Source organism: Lactiplantibacillus fabifermentans DSM 21115, from assembly GCF_000498955.2.
Classification (GTDB): Bacteria; Bacillota; Bacilli; order Lactobacillales; family Lactobacillaceae; genus Lactiplantibacillus; species Lactiplantibacillus fabifermentans.
In genome coordinates, this window is the sequence record NZ_AYGX02000163.1 from 1 (window position 1) to 22,019 (window position 22,019).

A 22,019-nucleotide genomic window follows, 5' to 3' on the forward strand; every position below is an offset into this window, starting at 1 on the left:
TAGCGCCGATAGTAGTTGGGGGATCGCTCCCTGCGAGGGTAGGACGTTGCCATGCATTTTGGAGGATTAGCTCAGTTGGGAGAGCGTCTGCCTTACAAGCAGAGGGTCACAGGTTCGAGCCCTGTATCCTCCATTTGAGCCGTTAGCTCAGTTGGTAGAGCATCTGACTTTTAATCAGAGGGTCGACAGTTCGAGACTGTCACGGCTCATTTAACCGCCAGGTTAAATGTTGACAATTAAATATTTTGTCTCAATAGTGTAGTGACGATGGCAAGAAGGATATACCTGTTCCCATGTCGAACACAGAAGTCAAGCTTCTTAGCGCCGATAGTAGTTGGGGGATCGCTCCCTGCGAGGGTAGGACGTTGCCATGCATTTTGGAGGATTAGCTCAGTTGGGAGAGCGTCTGCCTTACAAGCAGAGGGTCACAGGTTCGAGCCCTGTATCCTCCATTTGAGCCGTTAGCTCAGTTGGTAGAGCATCTGACTTTTAATCAGAGGGTCGACAGTTCGAGCCTGTCACGGCTCATTGTTACGGTTCAAAAGTTTCAAATTAGTTTCAAGTTTTTGTTGATTTATGTAACTGAACATGATATGATGTTATAGTTGTGTTAATCGATGAGGTATGCCGACTTAGCTCAGCTGGCAGAGCATCTGTCTTGTAAACAGGGGGTCGGAGGTTCGAATCCTCTAGTCGGCATTAACTGAATAAATATGCGGAAGTAGTTCAGTGGTAGAACATCACCTTGCCATGGTGGGGGTCGCGGGTTCGAATCCCGTCTTCCGCTTTGTACCAAAAGTGTTGCCGGGGTGGCGGAATTGGCAGACGCACAGGACTTAAAATCCTGCGGTTAGTGATAACCGTACCGGTTCGATCCCGGTCCTCGGCATTTTAATTATGCACCTATAGCGCAATTGGATAGAGTGTCTGACTACGAATCAGAAGGTTGTAGGTTCGACTCCTACTGGGTGCATTATAGCGGGAAATAGCTCAGCTTGGTAGAGCACCTGGTTTGGGACCAGGGGGTCGCAGGTTCGAATCCTGTTTTCCCGATTAAGTAATCATATTGGTTATTTAACAGATCGCGGTGTAGCTCAGCTGGCTAGAGCGTCCGGTTCATACCCGGGAGGTCGAGGGTTCGATTCCCCCTGCCGCGATAGGAATAGAGCTTGGACCTTTAGCTCAGTTGGTTAGAGCAGACGGCTCATAACCGTCCGGTCGTAGGTTCGAGTCCTACAAGGTCCATCTACTAATTATAGTGGACGTGTTCCTAGTTACATTTTATGGAGGATTACCCAAGTCTGGCTGAAGGGAACGGTCTTGAAAACCGTCAGGTGGGTCAAACCACGCGAGAGTTCGAATCTCTCATCCTCCTTATATTATCGCGGGATGGAGCAGTCTGGTAGCTCGTCGGGCTCATAACCCGAAGGTCGTAGGTTCAAATCCTGCTCCCGCAATTATATGGTCCGTTGGTCTAGTTGGTTTAGGACGCCTGCCTGTCACGCAGGAGATCACGAGTTCGAGTCTCGTACGGACCGTTTCAACAAATTTAATAGTTTTATGGCTAAAATGGCTCGGTAGCTCAGTCGGTAGAGCAATGGATTGAAGCTCCATGTGTCGGCAGTTCGATTCTGTCCCGCGCCATAGATGCGGGTATAGTTTAGTGGTAAAACCACAGCCTTCCAAGCTGTTGTCGCGAGTCCGATTCTCGTTACCCGCTTTTATGGGCCTATAGCTCAGTTGGTGAGAGCGCACGCCTGATAAGCGTGAGGTCGATGGTTCGAGTCCATTTAGGCCCATTTAATTTGGAGAAGTACTCAAGTGGCTGAAGAGGCGCCCCTGCTAAGGGTGTAGATCGCGCAAGCGGTGCGAGGGTTCGAATCCCTCCTTCTCCGTTAGCTCCATAGTATTATTGTTTTGTTATTAATATGATCCCTTGGTCAAGTGGTTTAAGACACTGCCCTTTCACGGCAGTAACATGGGTTCGAATCCCGTAGGGGTCATCATATTATCGCGGGATGGAGCAGTCTGGTAGCTCGTCGGGCTCATAACCCGAAGGTCGTAGGTTCAAATCCTGCTCCCGCAATTATATGGTCCGTTGGTCTAGTTGGTTTAGGACGCCTGCCTGTCACGCAGGAGATCACGAGTTCGAGTCTCGTACGGACCGTCATATATATCGAAAAAGACATTCAATTGAATGTCTTTTTTTTGCATAAAAATACAGTGGTGTTAATCATTAAAAATGATTGAACATCACCGGAAATTAGTGTTGGCTGGCCACGAGATTTTGCAGGCGCTGCAGACTGGCTTGGTCAGCGGCCGATTTAATTAGCAAGTAATTAGTTTGGCCAAGTGGTTGTAAGACGAGTTCATTTAAATACAAGGTACCGACTTGCGGATGGATGAGCAAGCGCGGGGTGGGACTGAAGTTATCAGTTGCTAAAGCTTGCCAAGCAGCTTGAAAAGTCGCTTCAGGTTTAAGTGCATCATAAACCGCATATAAAGTCGGGTCGTCGGGATAGCGGCTGTATAGCTGTCTGAATTGAGCGACTCGTTGATACGCATAGTCGGTCCAATCAGTCACTAATTGACGCTGCTGTGGGGCGTTGAAGACTTGCCATAGTAAATTATACTCAATCCGGTTACGCGCCTTCAGGGGGCCGTAGACGGCGTCATATGCTAGATTACTAGCTTGAATCGTTAAAAGCTGATCTAGGATCACGGCCGGGTTAGGCGTTTGCGCGTGCAATAGTTGCACTAAGCTGGGTTCAAGGGTGCCAATCCGCGGCTCGTCAGCAGGCAATTGCGCTCCTAGCAAGTTAAATAAATACTGTTGTTCACTCACGGTAAGCTGCAAGACGTGACTAATGGCGAGTAAAACGTCTGGAGAAGGATTCAAACCGGTCCGGCCTTGTTCTAAACGGGTATACCAATCGGTACTAATATGGGCCCGTTCAGCCACTTCATCACGCCGTAAGCCGGCTACGCGGCGATGAGTTAAGTCAGTAATCCCTAAGATAGCGGGGTCAACTTGAGCGCGTTTATAGGCTAAAAAATGTCCGATAACTTTTTCATTCATAAGTATCACTCCTAACCATATCATAGCATAGGAGTCGTTATCCTAGGACAAACTGCCGCTGGTTGCCGCCAAGGAGGCTCGGTATAGTGTAGTTGTTGTTAAACATCACAACACTATCAATTATATGGAGGTCATGATGATGACAGTAAAAATTGGGATTAATGGGTTTGGCCGGATTGGTCGGCTAGCATTTCGGCGGATTTTGGATTTGCAGGCACAGGGGGCGACTGATCTGGAAGTTGTCGCCATCAATGATTTGACGGCGCCGGATTTACTAGCACATTTGTTGAAATATGACTCGACGCAAGGGACATTGGCCGCAACGGTTCGGGCAACGGCTGATGCATTGTGGGTGAATGAAAAGCGGTATCCAGTCTATGCCCAACCTCAGGCAGCGCAATTGCCGTGGGTCAAAAACGACGGTGTGACGATCGTACTGGAATGTTCCGGATTTTATACGAGCAAAACTAAAGCGCAAGCCCATCTCACTGCCGGGGCGCAAAAAGTCTTGATTTCGGCTCCCGCGGGTGCGGATGTTCGGACGATTGTCGTGGGTGTCAATGATGACCAATTATCTGCTGATGACCGCATTGTTTCGGCCGGTTCTTGTACGACGAACTGTTTGGCACCGATGGCAGCAGTTTTAGACCAAAAGTTTGGGTTAAAAGTGGGGACGATGACGACCGTGCATGCTTATACGAGTACGCAAATGTTGTTAGATGGACCCGTGCGTGGTGGCAACTTGCGGGCCGCTCGGGCGGCCGGGGTCAATACGATTCCGCATTCTTCCGGCGCTGCTAAGGCGATTGGGTTGGTATTGCCACAGCTCAATGGAAAATTACAAGGCCATGCGCAGCGGGTGGGGGTCGTATCCGGGTCATTGACGGAACTAGTTTCGATTTTGGGTCAGCCCGTCACGACTACGGTGATCAATGAAGCGATGTACGCCGCTACCCGTGATAATGCCGCGTTTGGTTATAATGCGGACCAACTCGTGTCGAGTGACGTTATTGGAACCACGTATGGCTCGATTTTTGACCCAACCCAAACTGAAGTGACGGCAGCTGGAACGCAACAGTTGGTTAAAACGGTTGCTTGGTATGATAACGAATACGGCTTTACCTGCCAGTTGATTCGGACCTTGAGCAAATTGGTACATTAATCTATCAATGGTGCGTTGCTTGAAGCATAAATAAAAAAACGTCTCGCAACTGCGAGGCGTTTTTAGCTGACACAACTTAGGATTTAAGTGACCGAACGAAGGCGTAACGGCTTTCGTGGTAATCGTAATCAGTCGTGGTGTATTTGGCAAATGGTTTGAATGATTCGCTCCGAAGCCAGACTGCATATTCGGAGTCGCTGTGCCAGTTCGTCACGATGACAAAGCCGGCATCGTTTTTAGCTTCCCGGAGAATCCAGAAATGCTTTAAACCATCGGGCTTTTCATAGTCATGACGGAAGGCACTGAACTTCGAATTGAAGACCTTTTGTTCTTCGATTGGTAAGTCAATGAAGATGAAGCTGGTCATGCCATGCCAATCATCGTTACCTTTTGCTAATAACACGTCATACGACACGGGGCTAGCAAATACCGTCTTTTCCCCACTGAGGTCGAGTAACATGTAGCGATCTTCGGTGGCATTGGCTTGCATTAACAACAAGTCACGGTCCGCATGTTTTTGTTGGATCGTCGTTAAAATCTTCCGCGTGCCAAAGGTTGCTGAAATCTTTCCACTCATCAAATATCACTCCTTAATTATTACAGTTATTATTATACGTTTTTTTTTCATGAATTGAAAACAGATAGGTTAACGGTTTCATTTTTTTCGGTAGCTACGGTAAAATAGATGCAGAAGGGAATGATAATGATGAAGTTAACCGTACTAGGTTATTATGGTGGTTATCCATATGATGGGGTGGGGACGAGTTCGTATCTCGTCTCAGCTGGTAACTATCAACTGTTGTTAGATTGTGGTTCGGGGGCGTTGAATGCCTTAGAAGAAATTTTGGATCCATTACAGTTAGATGCGGTCTTGTTGACCCATTATCATCATGACCATACCGCCGATGTCGGGGTCTTACAATATTACTGGCAATTACGCCAAGGCGACCGCAAGACGCCGATTTTGCCGATTTATGGTCATACGGAAGATCCGTTGAACTTTGGGGCCTTGACTTGGGCCGGGGCCACAGAAGGTCGCGCGTATGATCCAAGTGCCGTTAATCAAATCGGGCCATTTGATGTCACTTTTATGAAAACGAAGCATCCAGTTCCCGCGTTTGCCGTCAAAATCGTTGAACGCGCGACCGGACAACAATTGACTTTTTCAGCGGATACGGCATATGTGCCCGATTTAGCCAAGTTTGCCACGGGGTCACAGTTGTTAATGACGGATACAAATTTTGGTGCCGATAAGACCGGCAAAATGTGGCATATGACCTCGTCACAATCTGGCGAGATTGCCAAAGCGGCCCACGTAAAAACGTTGTTGTTAACGCATTTACCACAAGATGTGGCTTTTGATCAATTGCAACACGAAGCGCAAGTAACGGCTGGCGATGGGGTAAAAGTCGTGGTCGCCCAAAAATATTTGCAATTAAAATTAGGCTAATTAGATTTATCGTGAGCTATCAGTTTGGTAGTTCACTTTTTTATTCGAAATTTGCTTATACGGTTTATGAAAATAATAAGGCAAATCTAAATTGCGTACAAACTAGTAAATGACAAATATTTCACTGAAATCGGTATTTTTAAACTTTATAATACAAAACGGTTAATTGTGTTCAGCAATATTTGAAATAATTCTAAACTATTTTTATGAAAACTATTCACAAAAAATAGTAAAGCATGTATAATAATATTTGTAATTAGGAATTAGTGATGTTGGAGACGCAGAAGGAGGAACCCCCCATGGTTATTTTATATACCTCACCAAGTTGCACCTCATGTCGGAAAGCAAAAGTTTGGTTACAAAACCACGAAATTGATTTTCAAGAACGTAATATTTTTTCTGAACCACTTTCGATTGATGAAATCAAAAGCATTTTGCAGATGACCGAAGGGGGTACCGAAGATATTATTTCCACGCGTTCCAAGGCTTTCCAACAGCTTAAAGTGGATATCGATGAAATGTCATTAAATGAATTATATGACTTGATTAGTCGTGATCCGAGCTTGTTGCGTCGACCAATCATGGTTGATGAAAAACGGCTCCAAGTTGGGTATAACGAAGACGAAATTCGGCGTTTCTTGCCACGTAAGATTCGGACACTTGAATTACAACGTGCGCAACAATTAGCGAATCTTTAAAATCAAAAATTGACTAGTTAGGCGTGCTAATTAGTCAATTTTTTTATTTTCAGATAGATTACTTTACAAAGCGCTGAAATAAGTTAGAATTGTGATAGTGATTATGGCCCTTGACACTTAGAAAGGGGTGGATCTGTAATGGAGATGGAACGAATCAATGAAGATACGATTCGGGTGCTAATTGGCAACGACGATCTCAATGAACGCGGTATTCGCGTATTAGATTTACTAGGGAATCATAAACAAATTGAAAGTTTCTTTTACAGCATCTTAGAAGAAGTTGATGTTGATCATCAATTTCAAGATAACGATGCCGTGACTTTCCAAGTATTACCAAATCGAAATGGATTAGAATTATTTATTAGTAAAAACAGTGAAAACTTGCAAGATACGATTGCGAAGGCGACTCAGTCACCGAACCAATCCGATGATGAAAGTATGCAAGATGATGTTTCTGAATATTTGAAGCGGAAACTGATGCAAACTGATACTGATAGTGCTGACCAACCACAGGGCGTTCAACATAATCAAACTAAAGATACCAATGATTTGGATCCGTATATTGAGGACCCAGATACACCAACCAAAGAATATGTCTTACAATTCGACAACTTTGAAGATGTGATTGCTTTAGCCAAGATGTTCCGACCAGATGGTTTGGCTTCGAACCTCTATAAGTATCGCGACAAATATTACTTAGAATTAGTATTTTTTGTCGATCAATCTTCCAATGAAGTTATAAAAGACGATGTGGCGGTGGCTTTGGAATACGCCCATCAAACTAAAGTGACGGCGGACGTGCTGTTGGAACATGGTGACAAAATCATGTCGAATGCGGCCTTAGAAACGGTTCGTCACTATTTTAAATAACCAAGTTATTTAGAGCGCTCAGCAAATGCTGGGGGCTTTTTTTTCGCGCTTTTTTGACGGGTTCCTGGTTGTGTTTGCGTAACTAGTGAGTGAAGGGGGCGAAGCGATGTTGTTGGCGATGGATGGTACGCAAACTTTAGTGGCGGCCAAACAGGCACCACGGACCCAGACGTATGTGTGTCCGGGATGTTTGGCACCAGTCCGCTTAAAACGCGGGCGGATTATCACCGCGCATTTTGCGCATCAGGCGGGGCAAGTTTGTACGAGTTTTTCGGAGGGCGAGACGACGGAACATTTGTTAGGTAAACAACAACTGGCGGCGTGGTTTGCGGCCAGTGGCTTGGCAGTACAACTAGAGGCGCCACTGAGCGCGTTGCATCAGCGGCCGGATTTATTAGTCCAACAACCGGGTCACGCACCATTGGCGATTGAGTTTCAATGCTCACCTTTGGCGGTGGAACGGCTCGCTGAACGGACGCAAGGCTATGTGGCACACGGGTATCGGGTATTGTGGTTATTGGGGACGCCCTATCAGCGGCATTTACAACGGCATGCCAAAGCGTTGAAATTTTTGCAATATCATCCGCATTGGGGCTGTTACGTCGCGTTTTGGCAAACGAAAACGAATGGCTTGTGTTTATTGTATAACCTCTTGACCTTGGATGGCGAAGCACTGAGTTATCAACGCCAATACTTTCCGAGTGCGAGTCAGTCGGTGCAAGCGATTTGGCATTTTCGACCGGTCTTAACCCCACCGCAACCAATTGCGGCACACTTACAGCATTATCAACGCCAAATTGTGTTAGCCCGTTTACGCCGCCAACCGTGGCTACAAGCATTACAGACACGCTGTTATGAACACGGTGGAACTTTAGCCCAATTGCCGGCATGGGCCGTGCCGATGCAAGCGGCTTGGCCATTACTGGTGGGGCCGTATTTAGCATGGTATGTGGCCCTGTTTTTAGCATTGCGCACCCAACCGTTAGAAATCTCAGCTGAAAAATTGACAACGATTTTAACGACCACGCTGGCCGAACAGCTCGCACCGCGGGGCGCACTGACGTCATTAGCGACGTTAACGGCCCAACTGGTGGCGCATGTGCAATCGGTGCTAGTGGAGGCGCAAGTGCTGCAAGCAATCCCCACCGGGTGGCGCTTATTACCGGCCCAATTGCGGTGGCAAAAAAACGCTCAATATTAAAACAAATCCCCCTAGGTCTGGTTCCAAACTGTGGTAGGCTATTAATTAACTAAAGTATTTATTTGGAGGGATTTATATGGGAGCACCACAACAATTACCAACGCGTGAGCAAGTACCCACGGCGTTAACTTGGGACTTGACCCCAATCTATGCCGATCAAGCCGCTTTTGATGCCGACTTAGCGCAAGTTAAAGCCGATTTGACTAAGTTACCGGCATTAGCTGAGGCATTTACCACCTCGGCTGATACCGTCTTAGCTGGTATTGAAGGCGTTTTGGCCTTATATCGGCGCGTGGAAAAGGTCGCCGTGTACGCAAGCTTGAAGAGCGACCAAGATACGGGTAATGGGACTTACGCAGCGCTTGATGATCAGGCGGGGAGTTTAGTGGCTAAAGTATCTGCCGCGGCCGCTTGGCTCGAACCTGCGTTAATTAAGCTCTCACCAGCGCAGTTAGATACGTTCTTGGATGAAAACGTTAAGCTACGTGATTACCGGCACTTCCTCGATACGATTCGGTTGCAAAAAGGGCACGTTTTATCGGCTAGTGAAGAAGCTTTATTGGCTGGTGCTGGTGATATCTTCGATGCGTCAGCAAAGACGTTTGGGGTGCTAAACAATGCTGATTTTGATTTCCCAGTCGTACAAAATGAGGCCGGCGATGACGTCAAGCTTTCGCAAGGAATTTATGGCGTGTTGATTCAATCCGTTAAGCCTGAAGTTCGACAACAAGCGTTCAAAGCGTTATATCAGGTCTATCATCAATTTCGACGGACCCTCGCTTCAACGTTAGCTAGTCAAGTTAAAGTGCATAATTTCAATGCGCAAGCCCATCATTATCCAGATGCCCGGGCGGCGGCGTTGGCCGGCAATCAGATTCCAACGACAGTTTATGATAGTTTAGTCACGGCCGTGGATGATCATTTGGATTTACTACATCGATATGTGGCCTTACGTAAGTCGATTTTGGGTGTCCCAGAATTGCACATGTATGATATGTATACGCCGCTAACGGCCAAACCCAATCTCAACTATACCTATGAAGAAGCACAAACAACGGCGTTAAAAGCGTTAAGTGTTTTAGGTAGTGACTATGTTAAGCACGTTAAAACGGCCTTCAATTCGCGTTGGATTGATGTCGTTGAAAATAAAGGCAAGCGCAGTGGGGCGTATTCTTCCGGCATGTACGATACGGCACCATACATGTTATTGAATTGGCAAGATAATATTGATAATTTATATACGCTAGTGCATGAAATGGGGCACAGTATGCATTCGTACTACACGACGCATACCCAGCCTTATCAATATGGCGACTATTCAATTTTTGTGGCTGAAATCGCCTCGACAACTAACGAAAATTTGTTGACGAACTATTTATTGGCGCACGAAACTGACCCGCAAGTGCGGGCGTACATCTTGAATTATTATTTGGATGGCTTTAAAGGGACCGTCTATCGTCAGACGCAATTTGCAGAATTCGAACAATGGATTCACGAACAAGATGTTAACGGCGTTGCTTTAACGGCGGATACGATGTCGGACTTTTACGGTCGGCTCAACCAACGGTACTACGGCGATGCGGTCGTCAGTGACCCGCAGATTGCTGATGAATGGGCCCGCATTCCGCATTTTTATTACAATTACTATGTTTATCAGTATGCCACGGGATTTGCGGCGGCCTCCACATTGGCGCAACGGGTCTCAACAGACGATAGTGCGGCTGTGCAAGCTTACTTGGGGTATTTAAAGGCGGGCTCATCAGATTTCCCAATTGAAGTGATGCGTGGCGCGGGGGTCGATATGACTAAGACGGCTTATTTAACTGACGCCTTTCAAGTATTTGCGGACCGGTTAGCGGAATTTGAACAGTTGGTTGGGAAAGTTGACGCCCATTAACTATCAGATTGTTAGTTTTGGGCATCGTCACAGCGCCACCTAAAATTTATTAGAAGATAATTATGTTTATAAAAAAGCCACCGTTCAATTGCTTGAACGGTGGCTTTTTTAACCTGAATGATTGCAATACCAAAAAATTATAAAACGTGCAATTGCGAGTTGGCACAGTTTGTGCGGTGTGCCAAGTCCTGGAATGGATCCAGTTGACCATTGACTAGGTCAAACAATGTTGCATAGTTAAAATGTTCTAACAAGACCCCGTAATCGTATTGATCACAGTCAAACACAACTGCTGATGAAGCTTCCGTAATGTTCATTTCGGAAGCCAACCGTTGATCAGCGTGGAACGCTTGCTTGGCGAGATCGCTGTTGCGGTCTTCCATGAACATATCCAAATCGATCGCACATTGTTGGGCAACATCTTTCACGAGTTCTTCCGAGTAACGTTGACCGGCTTTAAGCATGGCAGCTTGCAACGCAATTAAGAAGTTGCGGCCGCGTTTCTTCCCTTGGAAAAGGGCAGCTTTATAGTCTAAAATGACCCGGTATAACGTTTGGGATTGTTGGTTTTGGGCTTGCCAGTCCGCAGCTTGAATCCCTTGACTCTTCAAGGCTCGTTGAACGACATTAATATTTAACAACGGTACGAATTGGAATTGGATTTGCTTATCTGAATCATTGGCGAGGCGCAATACGTTTTGTTCATCGCGCACACATTGGGTAGCCAATGGATTCACAAATAAATACACTTCTAACACGTCATAATTCCTCTACTTTCTCTATTCGCGTCATAGTGCAGAATACCAAAAGTCAATGGGTATTTGCAAGTTTTTAATTTCATAAATTTATTTATGTTGAAGCTAGCTAGTCGTTACTTAAAATAAACCTTCGACCATCATCATGGACCAGATTCGAAATTTCGTAAAGTAATTTGCTTCTAGAATGTGAGTTCGTTAAGATACGACTGTTAATTGTTAAACCAGGACTCAGTAGCTTTTTATTCTGTAAAATTATGGTACAATTTTTGAGGTATGGATTTGAAACGGAGGTGCTTTGATGGAAGACTGGAGTCATTTTTTATTGCCTTATCAACAAGCCGTTGATGAATTAAAAGTCAAGTTACGGGGAATGCGGAAGCAATTTCGGGACTTGAATCAACACGAACCGATTGAATTTGTGACCGGGCGAGTTAAGCCAGTCGATAGTATCAAAGAAAAGATGGTGCGGCGAAAAGTTCAGCCGGATCGCTTGGAACAAGACATGCAAGATATCGCCGGATTACGAATTATGTGTCAATTCGTGGAAGATATTTATCAAGTAGTCGACTTGTTACGTAAACGCACCGATATGACGATCTTAGAAGAACGGGATTATATTAGCAACGAAAAGCCGTCGGGGTACCGTTCATATCACATTGTGATTGAATATCCGGTCCAGATGGTCGGTGGTGAAAAAAAGATTTTAGCTGAAATCCAAGTGCGGACATTGGCGATGAACTTTTGGGCCACCATCGAACATTCACTTAATTATAAATATCAAGGTGATTTTCCAGAAAATCTGAGTCAACGGCTCCAACGCGCGGCCGAAGCGGCGTTTAGCTTAGATAAAGAAATGTCGGAAATTCGCGAAGAAATTCAAGAAGCTCAGAGCTTGTTTTCGTATGGCAAGGGCTCACAACCAAATGACGATGCACCGTCAACAAAGGATGATCAGTAAGTATGAAAGTCACAGTTTTTGCTAATTCCGTGCCGCGAACAAAAAAAGTCGCGGCTGAACTGCACGAAAAATTAGTTGCCGCTGGTTTTGAAATTGACGATTTCGCGCCCGATATCGTGTTATCAGTTGGGGGCGATGGGACGCTCTTATCGGCGTTTCATCATTACAGCGCGATGGTGGACCAAGTACGTTTTGTCGGGGTCCATACGGGGCATTTGGGCTTCTATACTGACTGGCGCGACTATGAAATCGACCAATTAGTCGCGGGACTGAAAGAAGATAATGGTCAAAGTGTGACGTATCCACTACTGTCCGTAGAGATTACATACGCGGATACGGGCGAAACGGATCATTACTTGGCTTTGAATGAATCGACGTTGAAAAAACTCGGCAGTACGATGGTGGCCGATGTTTATATCCAAGATGAGTTATTCGAACGCTTCCGAGGCGACGGCTTATGTGTGTCGACGCCAACCGGTTCGACCGCGTATAACAAGTCGGTTGGGGGCGCTGTGATTCATCCGCGCTTGGATGCGCTACAAATGGCCGAAATTGCTTCGATCAATAACCGGGTGTTCCGGACGTTAGGGTCACCAGTCATCGTGGCACCGTATGAAACGATTACGATTAAACCGCAACAACAGTCCCACTTTATTTTTACGGCCGACCAAATGGACACGCAACCGCGGCCCATCCAACAGATTCGTTATTCAATTGCTAATCGGCGGATTGCCTTTGCCCAACATCGGCATAACCGTTTCTGGAAACGGGTTGGGACGTCCTTCATTGGTTTGGATGATGAACAATGAAATTCACGTGGCATAACGACTCGTCAACGCCGATGAAAGTCAAAACGTTGTTGGCGGCCCATGGCGTGACGCGCAGTTTGTTGAAAAAAGTTAAGTTTCATGGTGGGGCCATCTTAGTCGATGAAGTGCCCGTTTTAGCGATTCACATGCTAACGGGTGGTGAAACGGTAACGATGGTGACTCCCGATGAAGTTGGTAACGACCATCTCGGCGTGTCGACGCTGCCAATTAACGTGCTATACGAGGACCGGGATTATTTAATCGTGAATAAGCCCGCTGGCGTCGCCTCTGTGCCCGCCCACGCGTTACCGGATACGACGCTAGCTAATCGCGTTAAAGGCTACTATCAAGCGCAAGGCTACGATAACGAGGTCGTGCACATCACGACGCGGTTGGACCGCGACACCAGTGGGATTGTCTTATTTGCCAAACACCATTTTGCACATTCAATTATTGACCACCAGTTAAAGGCCCATGCCATGCGTAAAATGTATTTGGCGGTGGTAAGCGGTGTGATTACGGCTGATCACGGCTGGTTCGATGGTCCGATTGGTCGGGCGCCAGATTCGTTTATCAAACGGATGGTCACGCCCGACGGCAAGCCGTCGTTAACCGAATATTGGGTCGTGAAACGGTTAGCTGATAAGACCGTCGTCCGCGTGCGGTTACACAGTGGCCGCACCCATCAAATTCGGGTCCACTTTGCGCACGCCGGGCATCCGTTGTTTGGCGATGAATTGTACGGGGGACCGCTGCATGCGGGCATTGAGCGGCAAGCATTACATTGCATGCAGTTGCAGTTCTTCGATCCATTCATTGAGCAACCGTTAACTACCTTTGCGCCATTGCCTGAAGATCTGGTGGCGTTAATTGAAAATTAAGCGCTAGGGTGGTGTTTGGTTGCCATGAGGTGTCAGCGATAATTGCGACCGGTTCGAACCTGAAGATACTTTAAAATGCCGCAGTTGGCTGACCGTAATTCCAGCGTCCTGGGACCGGTCCAAGCCTGAGAAGCGGTCTTGGACCGATTTTTTGAGCCTGTAACCCAAGTCTCAAAAGACGTCCGTGGTGTAAACGGGCCAAAAACGCCCGTTAACGCCACCTGCAGGATGCTTCCATTACGGTCAGCCAACTGCTGAATTCATCTCAATTTTAGCGAAGGTTTGCGCAGTGGGATTGTGGCTGAGCATTCTTGATGGTAGTTGGTCTAATCAATAACTAGCCATTGGTGACCAACTTTTAGAAAGCACGGCTTAAGCCACGTAGAATTAAGGCACATCCACGACAACTGTCTTTTCTATGTGAACGATAGCTGAATCGCATGTTACTTAAAATATCTGAAAATAGCCATCACCGTTTGTACTCGGTGACGGCTATTTTGTTGAGAAAACTTGATATTTAATGACCTCTTGTATTGATAGTAGGTTAGGGTTCGAATGTCGTGGCGACCAATTTGAATCAGCTTCGTTTTTGAGCTCAGCCAAGGCCGCTAATTTCAAAAAACGTCCTTGTTCTGAGCTGAGAAAATCACTTGACTAAGAACAGCATCGGTACCTTCACACTTTAATTTGTTCTCGGGATGTTATTGCTTAATCACATTTGTTATTTGAACAACAAGACCAAGGAGCTGCCACAAATTTGTTATGGCGGCTCCTTGGTCTTGTCAGAGTGATAGGTAATTTAGCTTCCGGTCAGCAGCGACTGGAATTACTGCTGACCGGAAGCGACAACTATTCAGTATTCAAAAGTTTTTCAAGACTTGCTTAGTAACTAATGATTTTAGTGCCATGCGCTTGGGGAACGTCCAAGGCTTGGGTAATTTCATCGACGTTAGCCGCGGTAATGCCGCCACCAGGTAAAATTTGAATGCGACCGTCGGCTAAGGCTAAGGTCTTTTTCAATTGGGGGACACAGTCGGCAATCGGGGTGGTGAGCGGACCACCGTGGGTTAAGATGCGTTCTACCCCGTGGTCAACGAGCCAGGTCATTGCCGGCGCTTGTTGGTCGGGTGCTAAGGCGTCAAACGCCATGTGGAAAGTGACACTCATGCCACCAGCCGCCCCGACGAGTAACGCCATGGCTTCTTCGTCCAACTTGCCATCAGCCGTCAAAGCGCCTAAAGCTACGCCATCAACACCTAAGGATTGAGCTTGTAATAAGTCAGCTTCCATAATTTTAAGTTCGGTGTCGTTGTAGACGAAGTCACCGCCGCGCGGGCGAATCATGGTCACTAAAGTGATGCCATGTTCTTGGGTGTATTTGGCGGCTTCGGCCATGACCCCACGACTGACTGTGGTCCCACCAACCGCCAAGTTATCATTTAATTCGATGCGGTTAGCACCCGCTGCAATCGCAGCGGGAATATTCGTATAGTTTTCAAGTGCCACTTCTTTTAACAACATATTCGTTAATCCATCCTTTATTTGACAAATAAGACACAGACGCCTTCAGGAACGGCCACATCTTTTTGTAGTAAGCTTAACTTACCAGTCGTTAAATCGCGAGCATAGAGCGTTGCGTTATCGGTGTTTTGATTGACTACCACGACAAAAGCTTCAGTAGGGTCTAAATCAAAGTCACGAGGAAAATCGCCTTCGACACTAATTTGTTGAATGAGCGTCAAGCTGGCGTCACTAGCAACGGCAAAAACGGCGAGCGTGTTGTAACCGCGGTTAGAAACGTATAAGAATTTGCCATCACGACTCAAACGAATGGCTGCTGCGCCGTTATGGTCCGTGTAATCGGCGGGAATCGTCTTAACGATACTTTCTTCATGGAAAGTCCCATTAGTGGCATCATAGCTTAAGACGGCGACATTACTTGATAATTCACCCGCTAAGAAAGCGTGTTGACCATCTGGAGTGAATACCAAGTGACGAGGCCCAAAGCCCGCATCCATCGTTAAAATGGATTGTTCGCTTAACTTGCCAGCATCACTGACATTATAGACGTACACTTTGTCACTCCCTAAGTCGATCGCGACCAAGCGGTTGTCAGGGGTCAAGTCGGTGTAATGAATGTGGGAGCCGTCTTGTTCGGGACGGGGGCCATTACCAGTATGGGTCACTTCGTCAGTCAATTCGAGTTCGCCATTAGCTGCAATCTTCATGACGGTCGCCGTGCCTTTATGATAATTGGCGCTATAAACGAGTTGCCGGGCTTCATCAACGGCCACGTAAGCGGGTGGGGTGCCGGGAGCGATGACGGCGTTTAATTTGTTGGCCGTTTTACCATCAAATTGCCAAGCTGCAATGCCCCCTTCATCATTTTCTTTATCAACACTATATAAGCGTTGTTTTGCAGATAAAGCTAAGTAAGTTGGATTACTGGTGGCTGCGACTAAGCCATCGTTGGTTAACGTCTTAGCAGTTGTGTCGAGTGTGCCCCGGTAAATCCCTTCACTAGTTTTTTTTGTATAAGTCCCAAATAAAATTTGTTCTTGCATGCCAAAAAAACCTCCTTGAGTGTTAGTTTCAGTATAGCATAATTGGCCGCATTGTAAGCGATGACAAATTGGCGCAAATGAAAACGCCTATGCTACAATAAAGGCATGTAAAAAAATGAATGGAGTGTTGTTAAAATGGCAACGACAGCGGTAGTACAAGCGATTGGTCCGCAAGCGATTTCTGCGACGGAACCAATTTTGATTTTATTTGATGAGACGGCAACAGCTTCATTACAACAAATTGCGATTGTGCAAAAATTTACGTCGGCGCTCACGCCCGTCCCATTACAAACGGGGAGCCAGCTGACGATTGATGACCAACGCTACACCGTTGAATATGCTGGGCCGTTAGTTGAAGCTAACTTACAGTCGATTGGTCATGCGACCTTATACTTCACGGAAGTGCCGGCTAAACCAATGGATAACGGGATTTACTTAACACCAACGTCATTACCAACGATTAAAGTTGGGAGTGTCATTACTTACGAACCATAACGCATTAAAGGGGTGCAGCGATTGAAGGCAAAACCAACGCGACCAGCTTGGACGAGTCAAAAGACGATTCGCACGTTGGTCATTATTTTATTAGTGTTGGCATGTTTCTTTTTAGGCAAACAAGTGGACTGGCTACTAACGCCATTGCAACAATTTTTCAGTATTGTGGGCTTTCCAATTATTTTGGCGGGGGTCTTGTATTACTTAATGAATCCACTCGTGGATTGGTTGGAACGTAAACACCATCTCAAACGCACGTGGACGATTATTGGCTTGTTTGTGCTAATTTTAGGGCTAGTTGTTTGGGGGATTGTCGCCATTATTCCGACGATTCGGACCCAAACATTGGCGATTATTGATGACTGGTCGAAGTATTGGCAAAACGCTAGCGACCAAGTCAATCATTGGCTGAATGATCCCGAATTAGCATCGGTCCGTAAAACGGTCGATCAGTGGAACACGGATGCCAGCAAGTTGTTGAGTGGCAAGTTCACCAAATATTTGACCGGGACGGTCGCGTCACTGACGAGTGTGGTGAGCACCGTGACAACGGTCATTATTGGCTTGATTACTGCACCGTTTATTTTGTTTTATTTGTTACGGGACGGTCATCAGTTACCGAAATATTTAGCCACATTTATTCCGACTAAAGGCCGCGCAAGCTTTTTACAAGTATTGACGGAAATTAATAGTCAGGTTAGTAATTATATTCGTGGACAGTTAACCGTCGCATTTTTTGTGGCAGTGATGTTTGCGATTGGGTACAGTTTGATTGGTTTGAAGTTTGCCTTAACGCTTGGAATCGCGGCTGGTTTGTTAAACTTGATTCCTTACTTAGGCTCATTTTTAGCGATGGTGCCATCGGTGGTAATTGCATTAGTGATTTCACCGTGGATGCTCGTCAAAGTGCTGATCGTCTTTGTCATTGAACAAACGATTGAAGGCCGGGTTATTTCACCGTTAGTTTTAGGGAGCAGTTTAGCGATTCACCCAGTCACGATTTTAATCGTGTTACTGGCTAGTGGTAAAATTTTTGGCTTAATGGGCGTAATTTTTGGGATTCCCGGTTACGCCATCTTAAAAGTCTTAGTGACCCATTTATTTGCTTGGTATCAGGCGCAGTCCGGGTTATATAATGATGATTAATTAAATATATTGAGACTAAATAAAAAATGGTAGCTGATGAAATCACATTTCTGTCAGCTACCATTTTTTTAATCTTTTGATTACCGCCAATCGGCAGTTTGAATCAAGTTTACTTTTAAATTGATTTACCAGCTAGCCTTACGCACACCAGGAATTTGGCCGGCATGAGCTAGTTGACGGAAGTTTAACCGTGACATGCCGAATTTACGTAAATAGGCATGGGGGCGACCGTCTAATTGGTCACGACGATGAATCCGAACAGGGGAAGCGTTACGGGGCAACTTTGCTAACCCCGCATAATCACCAGCCGCTTTAAGTTCGGCCCGCTTCGTAGCGTAACGCGCAACGGTCGCTTCAATCTTTTTTTCTTTTGCAATCTTGGACTTCTTAGCCATAAAAATTTGAGCTCCTTACTCATCAAATGAATTTTGGTGCATCCAAATTTAAGTTGGCTTTATCTGGTTTTTTAGAACGCTATTTAAAATACCACAGCGAAACCGTAATGGCTACTATTTTGTTTCGTGTGGTATCATTAATTGAAATTAATTAAGAGCAGGTGCGTATTTTGAAAAAAATTGATCGTGGGATTCAATTCGTCAACTCCCAGCTAAATTTATTTCGCTGTCTCGTTTGTAACCAATCATACGAACGCATTGATGGTCACAGTTTAGTTTGTCCCGCTGGCCATCAGTTGGACTTCTCGAAAAAAGGGACGTTATACTTTTTGACCCACCAAGTCCAAAGTGAATATGACGCGGACATGTTAGCGGCGCGTCGGCGGATTTTGCAGGCCGGATTCTTTAAGCCCATCGTGGCCGCCATCAATGCCGCATTACCAGCCGCGCCCCAACGCATCTTAGATATTGGTAGTGGGGAAGGGACGCCGTTAGCTGATTTATTGACGATGCATGCCCAACCAAAGGATGTTGGGATTGGTTTTGACATTAGTAAAGCGGGCGTCAACCTCGCCACCCAATTAACGACCCCGGCATTTTATTGTGTCGCTGACTTAGCCCAGTTGCCGTTCAGTGATGCCGCCTTTACTGCCATTATGGATGTCTTTTCACCTTCAGCTTATCAAGAATTTGAACGGGTTTTGGCACCAGGTGGGCGACTATTAAAGATTGTGCCAAACCCGAATTATTTGATTGAATTGCGCCACTTGTTCTTTGAACCCGGTGACCGGCAATATCAATATGATAATCAAAAGGTCCTTGATTTATTCCAAGCGCATTATCCGACGGCGACCATTCAACCGATTCACTATGAGTTCGATTTACAAAACGTTGACTTTGCTGATCTGATGGTCATGACGCCATTACATTGGGGGGCTTCGGCCGAACGATTAGCGCAAGCCAAGGCGACCGGGTTAGCTAAGATTACCATCGATGTGAGCTTGTTGACGATGACTAAGAGCAAGTAAACAAGGCTTGCATGATTGAATTATGGGTGTTAACATAAGTTTTGAGAAATCGTTTGGTAGCTAACATCGATTCATGTCGTTGGTGACTGCCGAGTTGTACTTCATTAACGTAGCGTTTCGCCGTGCCCACACCGAAATACTGCGTTTTTTTGTGTACAAAATTTTGAAAAGCTGGTCCTCATCATGTGAGGTTCGGCAAAAACCCGCCAAGCTTCAAAGCCGTTTTTTGCTTGCAGTTGGTTATTGGCCGCAGTTGGCTGACCGTAATTCCATCGTCCTGGGACCGGTCCAAGCCTGAGAAGCAGTCTTGGACCTCGCTTTTGAGCCCAAAGGTCAGGTCTCAAAAGACGTCCGTGGTGTAAACGGGCCAACAACGCCCGTTAACGCCACTTTCAGGACGATTCCATTACGGTCAGCCAACTGCTAAGTTACTGTTCAATTTTAAAAAATTAGATATATGAATTGCTGATTGAATATTTTCGATGGTGGTTGCTATAATTAAAAATTAGCCACTAATAATCGACTTTAAGCGAGAACCTTCAAAGATATCGGTGGTGTAAGTGCGACAAACAACGTCAAGTTAACGCCACTTTCAAGGCGACTGCCATTGCTACGGACTCACTACTGAATTGATTTTGTTTTAAGAAAATGTGGTATCATTTCGAAGTAACCGCCAACGTAGTGATTAATTGGTGATCAGTGACTTGGTTGGGTACGCTAGTTGTCGATTCACCAATGAATGGAAAGACCCATTTTTTAGTGGGGGCTTGGTTTGCAGTCAAACGGCGATTAAACTGAGTGCCGACCACTCACAAATTTGATTTATGGCATACCGCTGCTATCATTATTAATGTTGAAATGTCATATAATAACACCAACTTTTACACCAATTTGGCCAGACCAAAACGCCGCCTGATGAGAAATTAAGCTCATCAAGCGGCGTTTTTAAAGTGTATTTGAATGGATAATTTCGGGACGATTTTGCTAGTTGGCGTGGTGTTTTGACCATTGAGCGCCAAGCCAACCGATCACGAGGCCAATTAACGCGGGTACCGTCCAGCCGAGACCAAGGCTGGCAAGTGGTAAGCGGTCGTTTAACCGAATCAATGCGGCAACCCATGTGATGTGGGTTAAAGCTGCGGGTAAGGCGGCGATTCCGGCTAAGATTGCTGGAATTAACGTCCAAGCCGTCGTCATCACGTATAACCAGCGGGAAGTGCCAATCCAAGGGGAGAGGACTGCTAAGATAATTAAGACGATAGCTAACGGGTAGAGCAACATTAAGATGGGCGTTGAATAGCTAATCAGCTGGGTTAACCCAATATTAGCTAAGATGGCCGGCACGATGCAGGCGAAGGTGATGAGCCCATGGTATGGTAAGGCTGGAACCAAGTCATGCAACGCATCGCCCAAGGCCGACGTAATTCCGACCGATGTTTTTAAGCAGGCGATAATGACAATGAGTGCTAATAAGACGTTCCCAAAACTCCCGAAGTAGGCATTGGCAATTTGGGCTAAGGTAATACCGCCATTTGCAGCCGGTGCAAAACGGCCGAGACTCATCGTACCAACAATTGCTAAGAGCGCATAAATTAAAGCCATCAGCGACATACTAATGATGCCAGCTTTAATGGTATCCGCCGCGATTTGGTTTGGGTCGTCGACGCCTAAGTTACGAATAGCGTCAATGACGACGATGCCAAAGGCTAAGGACGCCAAGGCATCCATCGTGTTGTAACCTTCGGTAAAACCGGTCAAAAGTGGACTATTGGCATACGCACCGCGGGCGGTAAAATTAAAGCCCCCGAGTGGTTTAACTAGCGCGACCAACAACAGACTGCCTAATAATAGTAAGAAAATGGGGGTGAGCCATTTACCGATGTAAGTCATGATTTTTCCAGGGTTCCGGGCTAATAGCCAGGTTACGACGAAAAATGCGACGGAAAAACCTAATAAGACCGCTTTTTGATGACTGGCAGCGACAAATGGGGCTAAGCCGATTTGAAAAGCGGTGGTGGCCAGCCGCGGCATGGCGAAAAACGGGCCGAGCGTCAAGTATAAGACGATGGTGAAAACATAAGCATACGTACGGTTGACGCGCGCGGCTAAATCAAAAACGCCATCACTACGCGTTAGCCCCATGCCAATGACCCCTAACAAGGGGAGGCCAATCCCGGTAATCAGTAAGCCGATGATGGCACTACCGACATGGTTACCAGCTTGTTGACCTAAATATATCGGGAAGATTAAATTACCGGCACCAAAGAATAAGCCAAATAACATGGTTCCAATAAACATTAAGTTCCGTTTCGTTAAACGGGTTTGCATCCGATCACTACTTTCACAACAGATTAATAAGTGTTAGCTTAGCATGTTTTCCTGAGGAGACGATTAAAGCGCCATCATTTTTCACGGAAAAACGGGCGGTGCAAGCACTGCGACTGATCAGTTCGCTTTAGCGGCGCGATGCGCGTAAAAAGGGCTTGAACGCCCAGTCCGGCCACAAAAAACGCCGACTGATGGATTAACAACCGTTATCAGCAGGCGTTTTTAAAGAATCGGTTAGTTTTAATAAAAAGGTAGATTGTAAAATTAATCCGAACGCTGTTCGGACAAAAAAGATCAGCT

General features: G+C 46.1%; 19 protein-coding genes, 21 tRNA genes and 1 rRNA gene. 34 read left to right on the forward strand and 7 right to left on the reverse strand.

Annotated elements, in window-relative coordinates; genetic code table 11:
• Window positions 1–60 precede the first annotated feature (60 nt).
• The 22 genes from DY78_RS13705 to DY78_RS13810 all read left to right on the forward strand — a co-directional run bounded on the left by DY78_RS13705 (window position 61) and on the right by DY78_RS13810 (window position 2,167).
• Window positions 61–133: transfer RNA gene (locus DY78_RS13705), tRNA-Val, on the forward strand.
• 3 nt (window positions 134–136) lie between these two features.
• Window positions 137–209 (forward strand) — tRNA-Lys (locus DY78_RS13710).
• Between the two features lie 48 nt (window positions 210–257).
• Window positions 258–374 (forward strand): 5S ribosomal RNA (rrf, locus tag DY78_RS13715).
• A 5-nt stretch (window positions 375–379) separates the two neighbouring features.
• Window positions 380–452, forward strand: a tRNA-Val gene (locus DY78_RS13720).
• A gap of 3 nt (window positions 453–455) precedes the next feature.
• Window positions 456–528 (forward strand) — tRNA-Lys (locus DY78_RS13725).
• A gap of 98 nt (window positions 529–626) precedes the next feature.
• Window positions 627–699: transfer RNA gene (locus DY78_RS13730), tRNA-Thr, on the forward strand.
• A 16-nt stretch (window positions 700–715) separates the two neighbouring features.
• Window positions 716–787: transfer RNA gene (locus tag DY78_RS13735), tRNA-Gly, on the forward strand.
• A gap of 16 nt (window positions 788–803) precedes the next feature.
• A tRNA-Leu gene (locus DY78_RS13740) sits at window positions 804–889 on the forward strand.
• Window positions 890–899: 10 nt separating this feature from the next.
• A tRNA-Arg gene (locus DY78_RS13745) sits at window positions 900–973 on the forward strand.
• Between the two features lie 6 nt (window positions 974–979).
• A tRNA-Pro gene (locus DY78_RS13750) sits at window positions 980–1,053 on the forward strand.
• Between the two features lie 30 nt (window positions 1,054–1,083).
• Window positions 1,084–1,157 (forward strand) — tRNA-Met (locus tag DY78_RS13755).
• Window positions 1,158–1,171: 14 nt separating this feature from the next.
• Window positions 1,172–1,245 (forward strand) — tRNA-Ile (locus DY78_RS13760).
• 40 nt (window positions 1,246–1,285) lie between these two features.
• Window positions 1,286–1,375, forward strand: a tRNA-Ser gene (locus DY78_RS13765).
• 8 nt (window positions 1,376–1,383) lie between these two features.
• A tRNA-Met gene (locus DY78_RS13770) sits at window positions 1,384–1,457 on the forward strand.
• A 6-nt stretch (window positions 1,458–1,463) separates the two neighbouring features.
• Window positions 1,464–1,538: transfer RNA gene (locus tag DY78_RS13775), tRNA-Asp, on the forward strand.
• A 33-nt stretch (window positions 1,539–1,571) separates the two neighbouring features.
• Window positions 1,572–1,644: transfer RNA gene (locus tag DY78_RS13780), tRNA-Phe, on the forward strand.
• Window positions 1,645–1,649: 5 nt separating this feature from the next.
• Window positions 1,650–1,720 (forward strand) — tRNA-Gly (locus DY78_RS13785).
• 5 nt (window positions 1,721–1,725) lie between these two features.
• Window positions 1,726–1,799: transfer RNA gene (locus DY78_RS13790), tRNA-Ile, on the forward strand.
• A gap of 8 nt (window positions 1,800–1,807) precedes the next feature.
• Window positions 1,808–1,895: transfer RNA gene (locus tag DY78_RS13795), tRNA-Ser, on the forward strand.
• Between the two features lie 35 nt (window positions 1,896–1,930).
• Window positions 1,931–2,003, forward strand: a tRNA-Glu gene (locus DY78_RS13800).
• Window positions 2,004–2,012: 9 nt separating this feature from the next.
• Window positions 2,013–2,086 (forward strand) — tRNA-Met (locus tag DY78_RS13805).
• 6 nt (window positions 2,087–2,092) lie between these two features.
• Window positions 2,093–2,167, forward strand: a tRNA-Asp gene (locus tag DY78_RS13810).
• A gap of 96 nt (window positions 2,168–2,263) precedes the next feature.
• Here the strand turns inward: DY78_RS13810 and DY78_RS13815 are convergent.
• The gene (locus DY78_RS13815; protein ID WP_024625488.1) at window positions 2,264–3,079 is read right to left on the reverse strand and encodes a helix-turn-helix domain-containing protein; all 816 of its coding nucleotides are present in this window, start codon (window positions 3,077–3,079) and stop codon (window positions 2,264–2,266) included.
• A 139-nt stretch (window positions 3,080–3,218) separates the two neighbouring features.
• Between DY78_RS13815 and gap the strand changes: the two genes are divergently transcribed.
• Window positions 3,219–4,241, forward strand: a complete 1,023-nt coding sequence (gene gap, locus DY78_RS13820) for a type I glyceraldehyde-3-phosphate dehydrogenase (RefSeq protein ID WP_024625489.1) — start codon at window positions 3,219–3,221, stop codon at window positions 4,239–4,241.
• A gap of 76 nt (window positions 4,242–4,317) precedes the next feature.
• Here gap and DY78_RS13825 read toward each other — a convergent pair whose 3' ends face one another.
• Complete coding sequence (locus DY78_RS13825) at window positions 4,318–4,818, reverse strand: hypothetical protein (protein WP_024625490.1); 501 nt, start codon at window positions 4,816–4,818, stop codon at window positions 4,318–4,320.
• A gap of 129 nt (window positions 4,819–4,947) precedes the next feature.
• On the opposite strand from DY78_RS13825, the gene DY78_RS13830 reads away from it, so the two are divergent.
• The 5 genes from DY78_RS13830 (at window position 4,948) to pepF (ending at window position 10,357) form a co-directional block, all read left to right on the forward strand.
• Window positions 4,948–5,691, forward strand: a complete 744-nt coding sequence (locus DY78_RS13830) for an MBL fold metallo-hydrolase (protein ID WP_024625491.1) — start codon at window positions 4,948–4,950, stop codon at window positions 5,689–5,691.
• A 299-nt stretch (window positions 5,692–5,990) separates the two neighbouring features.
• Window positions 5,991–6,389 (forward strand): transcriptional regulator SpxA, encoded by a 399-nt coding sequence (gene spxA / locus DY78_RS13835; protein WP_024625492.1) that lies wholly within the window; start codon window positions 5,991–5,993, stop codon window positions 6,387–6,389.
• A gap of 138 nt (window positions 6,390–6,527) precedes the next feature.
• Entirely contained in the window at window positions 6,528–7,259 is a 732-nt protein-coding gene (locus DY78_RS13840; protein ID WP_024625493.1) for an adaptor protein MecA, read from the forward strand.
• Between the two features lie 106 nt (window positions 7,260–7,365).
• Entirely contained in the window at window positions 7,366–8,460 is a 1,095-nt protein-coding gene (locus tag DY78_RS13845) for a competence protein CoiA (RefSeq protein ID WP_024625494.1), read from the forward strand.
• A gap of 76 nt (window positions 8,461–8,536) precedes the next feature.
• On the forward strand, window positions 8,537–10,357 hold the full coding sequence (pepF, locus tag DY78_RS13850) for an oligoendopeptidase F (RefSeq protein ID WP_024625495.1): 1,821 nt from the start codon (window positions 8,537–8,539) through the stop codon (window positions 10,355–10,357).
• Between the two features lie 137 nt (window positions 10,358–10,494).
• On the opposite strand, the gene DY78_RS13855 is transcribed toward pepF, so the two are convergent.
• Window positions 10,495–11,115, reverse strand: coding sequence for a DsbA family protein (locus tag DY78_RS13855; RefSeq protein WP_024625496.1), 621 nt, complete (start codon window positions 11,113–11,115; stop codon window positions 10,495–10,497).
• 295 nt (window positions 11,116–11,410) lie between these two features.
• On the opposite strand from DY78_RS13855, the gene yjbM reads away from it, so the two are divergent.
• From yjbM to DY78_RS13870, 3 genes are read left to right on the forward strand one after another with little or no spacing between them, the layout of a single operon-like run.
• A complete protein-coding gene (yjbM, locus tag DY78_RS13860) occupies window positions 11,411–12,073 on the forward strand; it encodes a GTP diphosphokinase (RefSeq protein WP_024625497.1) in 663 nt (220 codons plus the stop codon).
• 2 nt (window positions 12,074–12,075) lie between these two features.
• Window positions 12,076–12,882, forward strand: a complete 807-nt coding sequence (locus tag DY78_RS13865; RefSeq protein WP_024625498.1) for an NAD kinase — start codon at window positions 12,076–12,078, stop codon at window positions 12,880–12,882.
• Entirely contained in the window at window positions 12,879–13,763 is an 885-nt protein-coding gene (locus tag DY78_RS13870; RefSeq protein ID WP_024625499.1) for an RluA family pseudouridine synthase, read from the forward strand. Before DY78_RS13865 ends, DY78_RS13870 begins: the two co-directional genes overlap by 4 nt.
• An 882-nt stretch (window positions 13,764–14,645) precedes the next feature.
• On the opposite strand, the gene DY78_RS13875 is transcribed toward DY78_RS13870, so the two are convergent.
• Together DY78_RS13875 and DY78_RS13880 are read right to left on the reverse strand one after the other, a co-directional pair.
• On the reverse strand, window positions 14,646–15,281 hold the full coding sequence (locus tag DY78_RS13875; RefSeq protein ID WP_024625500.1) for a copper homeostasis protein CutC: 636 nt from the start codon (window positions 15,279–15,281) through the stop codon (window positions 14,646–14,648).
• A gap of 20 nt (window positions 15,282–15,301) precedes the next feature.
• A complete protein-coding gene (locus DY78_RS13880; protein WP_024625501.1) occupies window positions 15,302–16,327 on the reverse strand; it encodes a lactonase family protein in 1,026 nt (341 codons plus the stop codon).
• Between the two features lie 135 nt (window positions 16,328–16,462).
• On the opposite strand from DY78_RS13880, the gene DY78_RS13885 reads away from it, so the two are divergent.
• Together DY78_RS13885 and DY78_RS13890 are read left to right on the forward strand one after the other, a co-directional pair.
• On the forward strand, window positions 16,463–16,822 hold the full coding sequence (locus DY78_RS13885; protein WP_024625502.1) for a PTS glucitol/sorbitol transporter subunit IIA: 360 nt from the start codon (window positions 16,463–16,465) through the stop codon (window positions 16,820–16,822).
• Between the two features lie 21 nt (window positions 16,823–16,843).
• Window positions 16,844–17,968: an AI-2E family transporter gene (locus DY78_RS13890; protein ID WP_024625503.1), complete on the forward strand. Its 1,125-nt coding sequence runs from the start codon at window positions 16,844–16,846 to the stop codon at window positions 17,966–17,968.
• A gap of 125 nt (window positions 17,969–18,093) precedes the next feature.
• Here DY78_RS13890 and rpsN read toward each other — a convergent pair whose 3' ends face one another.
• Window positions 18,094–18,363, reverse strand: a complete 270-nt coding sequence (gene rpsN, locus DY78_RS13895) for a 30S ribosomal protein S14 (protein WP_024625504.1) — start codon at window positions 18,361–18,363, stop codon at window positions 18,094–18,096.
• A gap of 170 nt (window positions 18,364–18,533) precedes the next feature.
• Here rpsN and DY78_RS13900 point away from each other — a divergent pair, with 170 nt between their 5' ends.
• Window positions 18,534–19,391 (forward strand): methyltransferase domain-containing protein, encoded by an 858-nt coding sequence (locus DY78_RS13900; protein WP_024625505.1) that lies wholly within the window; start codon window positions 18,534–18,536, stop codon window positions 19,389–19,391.
• 984 nt (window positions 19,392–20,375) lie between these two features.
• On the opposite strand, the gene brnQ is transcribed toward DY78_RS13900, so the two are convergent.
• Complete coding sequence (gene brnQ / locus DY78_RS13905) at window positions 20,376–21,719, reverse strand: branched-chain amino acid transport system II carrier protein (protein WP_024625506.1); 1,344 nt, start codon at window positions 21,717–21,719, stop codon at window positions 20,376–20,378.
• Window positions 21,720–22,019 lie beyond the last annotated feature (300 nt).